The 11,199-nt window shown below is 33.3% G+C and carries 11 protein-coding genes; 10 read left to right on the forward strand and 1 reads right to left on the reverse strand.

Going from position 1 to position 11,199, the window contains the following annotated elements; all coding sequences use genetic code 11:
• Positions 1-147: 147 nt before the first annotated feature.
• The 3 genes from thrC (at position 148) to PMI10_RS21245 (ending at position 3,757) form a co-directional block, all read left to right on the forward strand.
• Positions 148-1,437, forward strand: coding sequence for a threonine synthase (gene thrC, locus PMI10_RS21230; protein ID WP_007811712.1), 1,290 nt, complete (start codon positions 148-150; stop codon positions 1,435-1,437).
• Positions 1,438-1,587: 150 nt separating this feature from the next.
• On the forward strand, positions 1,588-2,691 hold the full coding sequence (locus PMI10_RS21235) for a YaaC family protein (protein ID WP_157489926.1): 1,104 nt from the start codon (positions 1,588-1,590) through the stop codon (positions 2,689-2,691).
• Positions 2,692-3,157: 466 nt separating this feature from the next.
• Entirely contained in the window at positions 3,158-3,757 is a 600-nt protein-coding gene (locus PMI10_RS21245) for a hypothetical protein (RefSeq protein ID WP_157489928.1), read from the forward strand.
• A gap of 149 nt (positions 3,758-3,906) precedes the next feature.
• On the opposite strand, the gene PMI10_RS21250 is transcribed toward PMI10_RS21245, so the two are convergent.
• Positions 3,907-4,677, reverse strand: a complete 771-nt coding sequence (locus tag PMI10_RS21250; protein WP_035632572.1) for a hypothetical protein — start codon at positions 4,675-4,677, stop codon at positions 3,907-3,909.
• Between the two features lie 240 nt (positions 4,678-4,917).
• Between PMI10_RS21250 and PMI10_RS21255 the strand changes: the two genes are divergently transcribed.
• The 7 genes from PMI10_RS21255 to PMI10_RS21285 all read left to right on the forward strand — a co-directional run bounded on the left by PMI10_RS21255 (position 4,918) and on the right by PMI10_RS21285 (position 11,118).
• A complete protein-coding gene (locus PMI10_RS21255; RefSeq protein WP_007811722.1) occupies positions 4,918-5,235 on the forward strand; it encodes an ArsR/SmtB family transcription factor in 318 nt (105 codons plus the stop codon).
• A 12-nt stretch (positions 5,236-5,247) separates the two neighbouring features.
• Entirely contained in the window at positions 5,248-5,715 is a 468-nt protein-coding gene (locus PMI10_RS21260) for an SRPBCC family protein (protein ID WP_007811726.1), read from the forward strand.
• Positions 5,716-5,721: 6 nt separating this feature from the next.
• The gene (locus PMI10_RS21265; RefSeq protein ID WP_007811728.1) at positions 5,722-6,105 is read left to right on the forward strand and encodes a DoxX family protein; all 384 of its coding nucleotides are present in this window, start codon (positions 5,722-5,724) and stop codon (positions 6,103-6,105) included.
• 11 nt (positions 6,106-6,116) lie between these two features.
• Positions 6,117-6,695 (forward strand): YdeI/OmpD-associated family protein, encoded by a 579-nt coding sequence (locus tag PMI10_RS21270; RefSeq protein WP_007811730.1) that lies wholly within the window; start codon positions 6,117-6,119, stop codon positions 6,693-6,695.
• A 36-nt stretch (positions 6,696-6,731) separates the two neighbouring features.
• Positions 6,732-7,298, forward strand: coding sequence for a DUF4256 domain-containing protein (locus PMI10_RS21275; protein ID WP_007811732.1), 567 nt, complete (start codon positions 6,732-6,734; stop codon positions 7,296-7,298).
• Positions 7,299-7,803: 505 nt separating this feature from the next.
• The gene (locus PMI10_RS21280) at positions 7,804-9,261 is read left to right on the forward strand and encodes a hypothetical protein (protein ID WP_007811734.1); all 1,458 of its coding nucleotides are present in this window, start codon (positions 7,804-7,806) and stop codon (positions 9,259-9,261) included.
• A gap of 81 nt (positions 9,262-9,342) precedes the next feature.
• A complete protein-coding gene (locus PMI10_RS21285) occupies positions 9,343-11,118 on the forward strand; it encodes a cytochrome-c peroxidase (RefSeq protein WP_007811736.1) in 1,776 nt (591 codons plus the stop codon).
• Positions 11,119-11,199: the final 81 nt, after the last annotated feature.

Here is an 11,199-nt window from a genome sequence, read left to right on the forward strand (position 1 = left end):
CCTTTACAGAAATGACAAAAAAGACCGAATAATAATTATTTGGAATTTGGAACTTAAAAAAATTGAATTTGATTTTAAGAAAAGTCTTTTTTCTATAATCTATTCTCTTTCTTCTAAAATCTAAAATCTAAAATCTAAAATAACATAATGAAATACTATAGTTTAAACCATAATGCCCCAAAAGTTTCGTTTCAGGAAGCTGTAATACAAGGATTAGCAAGCGATAAAGGATTATATTTTCCGGAAAATATCACGGCTTTAGATCCGTCTTTTTTTGATAAAATTGAAAGTTTAAGCCACGAAGAAATTGCTTTTGAAGCAATCAAACAATTTGTGGGTGATGAAATTCCCGCAGAAAAATTAAAAGAAATTATTGCCGAAACTTTGTGTTTTGATTTTCCGGTAGTGAAAGTGGAAGAAGGAATTTATTCTTTGGAATTATTTCATGGACCTACAATGGCTTTTAAAGACGTTGGAGCGCGTTTTATGTCACGTTGTCTTGCCTATTTTAACAAAGATAAAAAAGACAGTAAAAATACAGTTTTGGTAGCGACTTCCGGAGATACGGGCGGTGCTGTCGCCAGTGGATTTTTAGGTGTTGACGGTGTTGATGTCGTGATTTTATATCCTTCAGGAAAAGTGAGCGACATTCAGGAAAAACAATTGACGACTTTAGGGCAAAATATTAAGGCGCTTGAAGTAGATGGCGTTTTTGATGATTGTCAGGATATGGTGAAAAAAGCATTTTTAGATGAAACCTTGGCGCATAAAAACCTGACTTCCGCGAATTCTATTAATATTGCACGTTGGTTACCTCAAATGTTCTATTTCTTCTTTGCTTACAAAGCTTTGAAAAGCCAAAACAAACCGTTGATTTTCTCTTGCCCAAGCGGAAATTTCGGAAATATCTGCGCTGGAATTATGGCTAAGAAATTAGGTTTGCCAATCGAACATTTTGTAGCGTCTACCAACGTAAACGATACCGTACCAAGATTTTTGGAAAACGGAAAATACGACCCAAAACCTTCTAAAGCAACAATTTCTAATGCGATGGACGTTGGAAACCCAAGTAACTTTATCAGAATTCAGGAATTGTACAATAATGACTTAAAAGCTTTTGAAAAAGATTTTTCATCGTACAGTTATACCGATGAAGAAACTTTAGTTGCCCTAAAAAACATCTATGAAGTGGATGGTTATATCGCAGAACCACACGGTGCTGTTGGTTATTTAGGTTTGAAAAAAGAACTGCAAAAAAACGAAAATGCTATTGGTATTTTCTTAGAAACCGCTCACCCAATTAAATTCTTAGATGTAGTTGAACCTGCTTTAGGAATTACACTTCCGATTCCAACACAAATTGAAAGTGTTATGAATAAGGAGAAAGTAAGTGTGAAGATTGGAACTTATGAGGAGTTGAAGGCATTTTTGGGGTAATAATATTTCTTTTTATAAAATTTTAAAGCCACAAATTACACTAAAATTATTAGTGTAATTTGTGGCTTTTTTTATTACTAAAGAATTAGTTTTTTGTAAGTTAAATTGTTTATGTTTGATAAAGATCCTTTGTTTTATAATCAATACTATATGGAATACGAAAGAATATATACTGAAACTCCTAAAACAGCTATTTGGGATAGAATCGACATACTAACAACCTTGAACGGTGTTAAAAAACAATTAGAAATAAAAAGCTCTAAATTAAATATTAATTTGTCCGAAGAATTAATTGTTGAAAAAGCAAAAGGAGTTGCATTTTGTATTCGAAGTTCAAGAGATTTGTTTAATCAATCAAGTTCTAAAAATTTAACACCAAGTTTAACTTCACTTTATTATGGAACATATAACTTTTTAAGTGCTTTAATGATTGGAGACGTTACTAATAACTTGACTTTAGAAAATATAGAGAATTTTTCTAAAAATGGTGGTCATGGCATAAAATCAATTTATAATTCTCCTACTATTGATTTAGCAAATGATGAATTTATCTATTGTTGTAATAATGGTTTTTATAAAGAACTCTTAAAAAATTTTGGGTATGAATTTGAAAATATTGTAATGCTTACAAATTATAAAAAAATTGAAGGGATACCAGATCCTGAAATCCATAAATTAATTTCATTAAAAGATCTACTTTCCAGAATACCTGAGCTCAAAAATATTTATGTTGAAATTTTTCAAGAACAACCCAATTATTTAAATTATTTCGCAACAGAACTTTACGACAAAAACAAAGGCAATTATTCAATTTCCATTAGTGAGAATCAAAATACACATTTTTTAAAAGCTGAACAAATAAATACCATCTTAAATTTACCTGAAGAGTATGTTTTCGAGTATAAAAAAACAAACTCAGCTCCTTACGAGCAATTTTATTGTGATAATTTACCTGATGAATTAATTAATCTCAATCCAAAATATAATTCACCTATAGCAAATGATTGCCAAATAAAACCGTTGTTAGGAATTGATGATATGCTTCTACTATATTTTAAACTTTTTTATATTTTAAGTATATGGACTAGATATAGACCTAATTTATGGAGAGAAGTCTGTGAAGGTAAACATGATCATTATCGTTCTCTTTTTAGCATTCTAACAGATGTTGCTGAACGTGTAATTCCAAATTTATTTTTAGATAAATTTTATGGAAGAAGGTTTTTATTAGCAAGTCACTCATATTGGGGCTAATTTATAAATCCCCCACTTGGCGCGAGCGTCCTGCTCGTGAAGGCAAAGAGAATCAAGTTCCCTTGGATCGGGTACACTAGCAATGAAATAGAATTATCAAATTTTAAAATTATGGAAAATCTCTTTTTGATAATATTAATTATCCAAATGTTATGTTATGGCTTAGTTGATTATTTAAAAATCAAATACGGTCGTTTCATTATACTTTCAATATTTCTATCATTATTTTTAATAATATTTCCTTTTTATTTTCATTTACCAGAAGAAGCTATTCAAAATTACTGTGGTTTTTACTATTACTTTGATTATTTTCACACTTATTGGAATATTGGAATCACCACAGTTTTAACAACACATGTTATTTATTGCTATCTACTTAATAGAAAATCAAAAAAAAATAATTAAATTTTGTTTCGAGCGTCCCGCTCGTAAACGCAAACAAAGTCAACCAAATTATAAAAATCATATGCTAAAAAAACTCATCATCCTTTCACTTATCCTTTTAACTGCTTGTGGAGGAAATGAATCCAATAATGAAAATCCAAAAAATGAAGTTCCTAAAGCCTTGCAAGAAGAAGGAGGAAGTAAAATTTTAGGAAGATATAGAAGTAATGATGAATTAACAGAAGAACTATATCAGGAACTTGTGAGCAAAAATACTGAATTGAAAAACCTGGAAACTGACTTAGAAAATTTTAATGCGCATGATACGCTAAATATTTTTTATAACTATGATGGAAAATCAGAAGATTATTATCAGACTGCCAATAATAAGGCAAATTCTATAAAAGATAGTATTTTGAAAAATAAGATTATTGTTTTATTAAAAATGAGTAATGAAAAATATGCTGAAAAAACTGCAGGATTAAATCAATTAGTAAAAACAATTCATCAAAAGAAAAGTGATATAAATGATTATCATAATGCATTGAAAATTGTTCTGACACTTCCAATTATTAAAAAATATCAGGATGAAAATTTACCTAAAAAATCTCCGTTTGAAAAAGTAATAAAAGATGAAAATTTATTAATTGAAAAAATAAAAAAGAATACTCCGGAATACTAATTTTAGAATAGATATTACTTATAAAATGAAAAATAATCCCCGTCGCTGGTGCACGTCCCGCTCGTGAACGCAAAAAAAATCAAATCCAATTGGAAAGTTCACGAGCGGGACGCTCGCGATAGCAACTGAGAGAGTTAAACAAAAACTAATCACTTCCTCGTCCCCAACAAATACAAAATCTTCCCAGGCCCTGATTTTACTTTTCCAACTTCCCAGTTAAAGCTTTCCTTATTGTTTAAACTGGCGATTAGTCCATTCATTTCATCTACAGAATACGTTCTGAGCGAAGACACTACGCCATCCCACAACACCAACAAAGGAACAATTGGAATAAAATAAATAAAAATTATTCTGCCTATTTTAAACGGACGTATAAAAGGTGTGGTTAATAAAACGCTGATTGGCGAAAAAATCATCGCTATGATGCTTGGTAAACTTCTTTCCTGTGCTTCAAAAATAGCAATGGCACTATTGCTGTCAACAGCATTCTGCAGAATCTGCTGAGCGTCTTTGGGTTTAAAATGATGCAGCGACAAAAACTGTGTTCGGAGTCCGGATAATTTTCTGGGAACATTCCTCGCGTCTATTGGCACTGAAATGAATTTGAAATTATCAGCCTGTTTTTGTGTATACTGAAAGGCTGAAATATTAGGAAAATAATCCGTCAGTAGAATTTTAAGACCTGGATTATTTCTTCTAAGTTCGTTGTTTAACCAAATCAATCCGCCTCCTCCACCCGATCCTAAATCTACTATTCGGTTGGTATTACTTTCTTTCAAACCTTTTTCTATAATTGGAACTATGCCTTTGTACATTCCAGTTTTATTGGACAGAAATTGCAAAAAATCGGTCATATAATTTCTAATGAATTTCGGAAGCCATTTTTGGTCCTCAAATTCGAATAAATGAATTCTTCCCATACTATTAGTTTTCGATTCCATTACAAATTTCTGTATTTTTTTAGATATTTTCTTATATTTATTTGAATTTAAATCAACTAATTATTTGAATTTCAATCAACTAAAGATCTAAATGAGGCGAATCAAATTCACTGATACCAACTTCAGACAAACCTTTAAGTCTGATTTTTCTTAAAAAAACGCAAAAAAAACTGTGTAGTCAAATAACTTCATATATATTTGTAGTCAAATAACGACACAATGAATTTAAGACGAGATGTATTTCAGGCCATATCAGACCCCACAAGAAGGGCAATACTTTTATTGGTCACCACACAATCTATGACAGCCGGTACGATAGCTTCAAATTTTGAAACTTCGAGACCAACCGTTTCAAAACACCTGCAAATACTTACGGAGTGCGAATTACTCAAACAAGAACAAAACGGCAGGGAAATTTACTATCACTTAAACCCACAAAAAATGAAAGAAATAGCAGATTTTATAGAGCCATTCCGCAAAATGTGGGATGACAAGTTTAATAAACTGGAGTCAGTCATGAAAAAATACATCCAATAATTATTTGCAGCTATGGAACTAAAAACAAAAATAAATGCCGAAGACGGCAAACAGGATTTGATGATTACAAGGGAATTTGATCTTCCTTTGGAATTATTGTTCAGAGCCTATATCGAACCTGAAATTGTGGAACAATGGATGGGTACGAAAGTCCTGAAGCTTGAAAATAAAAACCACGGCAGCTGGCAATTTGAAACAACTGATCCTCAGGGTAATGTTGTATTTAAGGCAAATGGCGTTATTCATGAGCTTGTTTTGAACCAAAAAATCATCAGAACATTTGAAATGGAAAATACTCCTTTTCCTGTTCAGCTTGAGTTTTTAGAATTCGAAAAACTCACTGACACTACCAGCAGGCTCAATATGCAGATCATATACAAATCCGTTTATGACAGGGAGCAAATGCTGAAATTACCTTTTGCACAAGGTATCAACATGGCTCACAACCGATTAGAAAGTATCCTAACTAAATTAAAATAACATATTATGACTAAGCGAAATAAAATTATCTATTGGGTTGCTACTCTTTGGCTTGCTCTGGGAATGCTTTCAACCGCAATCGTACAATTAATTAAAATGGATGAAGAGGTTAAAAACTTTTCCAATTTAGGTTATCCACTTTATTTAATGACCTTACTGGGAGTTTGGAAAATTTTAGGAGTTATAGCAATCCTTATTCCTAAATTTCCTCTACTGAAAGAATGGGCCTACGCAGGATTTTTCTTTGCCATGTCGGGAGCACTTTTTTCTCATATAATTAGCGAAGATGATGCCATTGCCCTTTTTGGACCAGCTTTATTACTAGTCCTGACAGTGCTATCCTGGTATTTCAGACCTGTTGATCGAAAAGTAATTTCAGTTACACATTAAAAGATATAACGATGAATCCGAAAGTCGATTTTTATTTTAGCAAAAGCGAAAAGTGGCAGAAAGAAATTGAGAAATTAAGAACAATCGTCCTTGACTGTCAGCTTAATGAAGAATTAAAATGGGGTGTTCCGTGTTACACTTTCCAGAAAAGCAATATTGTTTTAATACATGAATTTAAAGAATATTGTGCGCTTCTGTTTTTTAAAGGTGCTTTGCTGAATGATGCCAACGGCATTTTAATACAGCAAACAGAGAATGTACAATCGGCCCGCCAGGTTCGGTTTACCCATATTCAGGAAATTATTGATCTGGAACCCGTCTTAAAAACGTATATTTATGAAGCTATTGAAGTGGAAAAAGCCGGTTTGAAAGTGGAACTAAAAAAAACAAAAGAGTTTAATGTTCCTGAAGAATTTGAGACTAAATTAAACACAGACACCGACTTAAAAACTGCTTTTTATGCTTTAACACCTGGCAGGCAAAGAGGGTATTTACTGCATTTTTCGGCACCTAAACAATCGAAAACACGGGAATCAAGAATCGAAAAAAGCATTCCTCAAATTCTCAACGGAAAAGGACTGGATGATTAATAAATCCGGTAAATCTTTGAACAAAATTTAGTAATCATGAAAAGTAATAAAAAAGAATTGTCAACAGAAGAACGCACCGGGCTTTTAAACACATTGAAAACCCGTTTCGAGAAAAACAAGAACCGTCATATCGGTCTTGAATGGACTAAAGTACAGGCAAAACTGGAAGCAAATACAGCAAAACTCTGGTCGCTCAATGAAATGGAAAGAACGGGCGGTGAACCCGATATTGTAGCATACGATAAAGAAACAGAGGAGTACATTTTTTATGATTGTGCAGCAGAGAGTCCAAAAGGGCGAAGAAGCATTTGTTACGACCATAAAGCACTTGAATCAAGAAAAGAACATAAACCCGCAGACAGTGCTGTTAATATGGCTTCTGAAATGGGCATTGAACTTTTAACAGCAGAACAATATCGGGAATTACAAAAACTCGGAAATTTTGATTCAAAAACATCAAGCTGGATAGCTACGCCATCTGAGATCAGAAAACTTGGCGGAGCACTTTTTTCTGATTTCCGCTACGGAACGATCTTCGTATATCACAATGGAGCTGAATCTTATTATGCCGCAAGAGGTTTTCGCGGTTTACTAAAAGTCTAGATTTATAATAAAAAATTATTAAATATTTGGTGTCAGGCTGAGCGGAGTCGAAGCCCTTTTTAATGTCTAAGCCAAGCCCTTTTTAATTTGATAAGCCTTAAGCCTTTAATTTGATAAGCCTTCGACTAAGTTTATCCTGAGCGAAGACGAACGGGCTCAGGATGACACTTTGGTTAAAAGATATTTAGTGTCAGGATAACAATGATTTCCAGAAGTTATTGATATTCACTTAAATTTATTTTTTTATATGAAATAAGAGTTATAATCAATTACATCTAACGGATTAAAACACTCATTCCTGCCTAGTTTAAAGCAATTTAAACTAGGTTTGTTTTTTTTAAAGTTAATTCAGGATTAGTTTTTTATTACGGGAGTGTTAGTATGTAAATTAATTGTTTTTTCTGACAAATGATCCGCTATCAATAGTATCCTTTTGGTAATATACAATTCATTTTTAGTTTAAATGTTACGCATTTCTTTGTAAAAAAATTTAAAACCAACCAAAATGAAGAAAACTATTTTACCACTGTTATTTTTCGCAACACTAATTTCCTGCGATAATAACGATAAATCCGATACTAATACTGGTGCCAAGACAGATGTTGTATTGAGTAACCAATCTGTAACACCTGTATTACTTAAAAAACAAACCGGTTTTGAAAATCTGGAATTATTTTCACTGTTAACTTCAGATGATGTTTTACCGGAAAGCCCAGGTTATGTTTTTGGAGGTTCGGCAGACGGTTCCGGTTTATTAAAAAATTCAGATGGTACTTTTACCTTTTTAGTGAACAACGAAGATAATTTTGCGGTTTCAAGAATTACTTTAGACAAAACATTCAAACCGGTAAAAGGAGAATATTTATTAAACTCTAATGGGGGAACCTGGAGATTATGCGGTGCTACTATGGCAACACCTTTGGAACATGGTTTTGGTCCTTTGTATTTAACTTGTGGGGAATCCGGTGAAGAATCCCGTACGCATGGTGTAAATCCGTATGCCAATGTGGGAGGAGCATCGGTAACAAAGGAATTATCAGGATTAGGCAGGTTAAGTGCCGAAAATGCTTTGCCTTTGCGTAAATCTGCTTATTCAGGAAAAACAGTTATTGTAATTGGTGATGATGATTCAGGAACTTATGGCGGACAGGTTTTTATGTACGTATCCAATACTGTGGGTGATTTAGAAAATGGTTCGTTGTATATGATGAAAAGAAATGACGATAACCAAAAAGAGAAAGATATGGTTACGGGGCAAACCTACCCTGTTACTTTTGTAAAAATTGACAATCATACTACAATGACAGGCGCTCAGATAAATGCCTCGGTAAATACACTGAAAGCTATTAAATTTGGAAGAGTTGAAGATTTAGATTACCGCAAAGGCGGAAATGATGCCGATCGTGAACTTTATTTTAATGTAACCGGACAACCTATTTCGGGAACAAATGCTGATGCTTCAAGAACTAAATACGGCAGAGTTTATAAATTGAATTTAGACAAATCAAATCCATTAATCGGTAATCTGGAAGTGATTCTTGATGGTGATGACCGTACAGGAATTGCCGGAAAATTTCAGGATCCGGATAATATTTGTGTGACAAAAAACTATGTTTACGTTGAGGAAGATGCTAATGGCTATGGAGACGAAACTCATGATGCTTACATTTATCAATATGATATTGCCAAAAAACAACTAAAAGTGGTTATTGAATTAGACCACCGTCGTACAGCAGCAGATGCAGCTAAATACAACGTAGGCGCAACATCTGCTTTTGGATCCTGGGAATATGGTGCTTTAATTGATGTTTCTGAACAATTAGGAATCGAAGATACTTTTTTATTAAGCGTACAGCCTCATACCTGGACAGGAGATAAATACAAAGGTGTTGACGGAGGTACTCTTCGTACTTCTGAAAAACAAGCGAGTCAAATTGTGGTAATCAAAGGATTAGCCAGATAAATTACACCATTTTTACACAAAGTCCACGGTTCTATTAAAGAATCGTGGTTTTTGTTTTTTATAATCAAGCTCTTTTTTTAAATGAAAAAATTTTTCCTCATCCCCTTATTTTTACTCCTATTTTCTTGTAGTGATCATAAAACAACAGTTGAACTGACCAACAATTTGTTTAAAAGTGATATTGCTGCTTTGAAAAAAGAAGTTACGCAACTGGAACATCTTATTCAAAAAGACGCTTTTGCGAAACAAATTCAACAGCAATTCCTAAAATCACACGAAGCATACAAAAAAGTGGAGATTTTAAGTGAATATTATTTCCCGACTGTTTCAAAAGCCATAAATGGTCCCGCTTTAGATGAATATGAAACAGATGAAGGCATAACAGTTCCTCCGGAAGGATTTCAGGTTATAGAAGAATTTATTTTTCCGAAATACAATAAAAAAGACAAATCAGAACTTTTAAATCAATTAGGAATTCTTAGCGCCAATTTGAATCGGCTGGAACTTGTTTCTCAAACGAATACTTTGACCGATTCCCATATTTTTGACGCCATGCGACTGGAAGTTTTTAGAATTGTTACTTTGGGAATTACCGGTTTTGATTCACCAATTGTACAAAATTCTATTCCGGAAACTGTAGCATCATTAGAAAGCATTAAATCTTATTGTAAAATTTACGCTTCACAATCCAAAATAAAAGAACTGCAAACCACATTGGCTACCATAGACAAAGGGGAAAAATATCTACAACAGCATCAAAATTTCAATTCTTTTGACAGGGCTTATTTTATCAAAGAAATTACGAATCCATTGAGCAAAAGCATTTATCAGGCTCAAATAAAACTACAAATTCCGTTTCTTAAAGAAGTGAGAGGTCTCAAAACAACAGCACAAACACTTTTTGAAAAAGACGCTTTTGATGCAGAAGCTTTCTCAGGATTTCCGGATTACAAAACCACTCCCGAAAAAATAAAATTAGGGCAGGAATTATTTAACGACCCTATTTTATCCGGCACCAATACCCGTTCCTGTGCTTCCTGCCATCATACTGACAAAGCTTTTACAGACGGTTTGGAAAAAGCAACAACCATAGACGGCAAATCTTTAATCAAAAGAAATACCCCTACCCTGTCCAATATTGCTTTTCAACGTGCTTTTTTCTCAGATTCACGGGTAAGTTATCTCGAAGATCAGGCAGTAGCCGTTATTATCAACGAAAACGAAATGCACGGTTCTTTAGAAAAATCAGCCAATGCTTTAAAGAAAAATAAAGAATATGCCGCTAAATTCCAAAAGGCATTTCCGAATAAAGAAATTGACGCCTTTGCCATAAAAAATGCTTTAGGTTCATACATCAGGTCATTGAGTTCCTATGACTCCAAATTTGATAGTTATATGCGCAATGAATCTTCATTTACAACTGAAGAAAAAGCAGGTTTTAATTTATTTGCCGGTAAAGCCAAATGTGCCACCTGTCATTTTATTCCGTTAACCAATGGAACTGTCCCGCCCGGTTTTACAAAATCAGAAAGCGAAGTACTTGGAGTACCAAATAAGCACAACCAATTAGATACTGATTTAGGTAAATATGAATTGACAAAAGCAGCGATTCATAAAAATTCCTTCAAAACACCAACAATCCGAAACATAACATTGACAGCTCCTTACATGCACAATGGCGTTTTTAAAACCCTCGAAGAAGTCATCGATTTTTATAATGAAGGAGGAGGAAAAGGTTTAGGCTTTTCATTAGAGAATCAAACCTTGCCCGAAGACAAATTAAAATTAACAGATCAGGAAAAAAAACAGCTTATTGCTTTTATGAGAACCTTAACCGATAAAAAATTTAATTATTAATAAATACTAAAATTTTAATGCGTTGGGTGTAGTAATACAAGAAGATGTCAGGCTGAGCGGAGTCGAAGCCCTTTCCATATA

Origin of the sequence: Flavobacterium sp. CF136 (genome assembly GCF_000282055.1) — a bacterium.
GTDB lineage: Bacteria > Bacteroidota > Bacteroidia > Flavobacteriales > Flavobacteriaceae > Flavobacterium.

What these genes read in the sequence shown, in the direction of transcription:
- PMI10_RS21255 (WP_007811722.1), top strand. Translation starts at nt 4,918, where the DNA reads ATGAATTTAAGACGAGATGTATTTCAGGCCATATCAGACCCCACAAGA.
- PMI10_RS21245 (WP_157489928.1), top strand. Translation starts at nt 3,158, where the DNA reads ATGCTAAAAAAACTCATCATCCTTTCACTTATCCTTTTAACTGCTTGT.
- PMI10_RS21285 (WP_007811736.1), top strand. Translation starts at nt 9,343, where the DNA reads ATGAAAAAATTTTTCCTCATCCCCTTATTTTTACTCCTATTTTCTTGT.
- PMI10_RS21265 (WP_007811728.1), top strand. Translation starts at nt 5,722, where the DNA reads ATGACTAAGCGAAATAAAATTATCTATTGGGTTGCTACTCTTTGGCTT.
- PMI10_RS21260 (WP_007811726.1), top strand. Translation starts at nt 5,248, where the DNA reads ATGGAACTAAAAACAAAAATAAATGCCGAAGACGGCAAACAGGATTTG.
- thrC (WP_007811712.1), top strand. Translation starts at nt 148, where the DNA reads ATGAAATACTATAGTTTAAACCATAATGCCCCAAAAGTTTCGTTTCAG.
- PMI10_RS21250 (WP_035632572.1), bottom strand. Translation starts at nt 4,677, where the DNA reads ATGGGAAGAATTCATTTATTCGAATTTGAGGACCAAAAATGGCTTCCG.
- PMI10_RS21280 (WP_007811734.1), top strand. Translation starts at nt 7,804, where the DNA reads ATGAAGAAAACTATTTTACCACTGTTATTTTTCGCAACACTAATTTCC.
- PMI10_RS21275 (WP_007811732.1), top strand. Translation starts at nt 6,732, where the DNA reads ATGAAAAGTAATAAAAAAGAATTGTCAACAGAAGAACGCACCGGGCTT.
- PMI10_RS21235 (WP_157489926.1), top strand. Translation starts at nt 1,588, where the DNA reads ATGGAATACGAAAGAATATATACTGAAACTCCTAAAACAGCTATTTGG.
- PMI10_RS21270 (WP_007811730.1), top strand. Translation starts at nt 6,117, where the DNA reads ATGAATCCGAAAGTCGATTTTTATTTTAGCAAAAGCGAAAAGTGGCAG.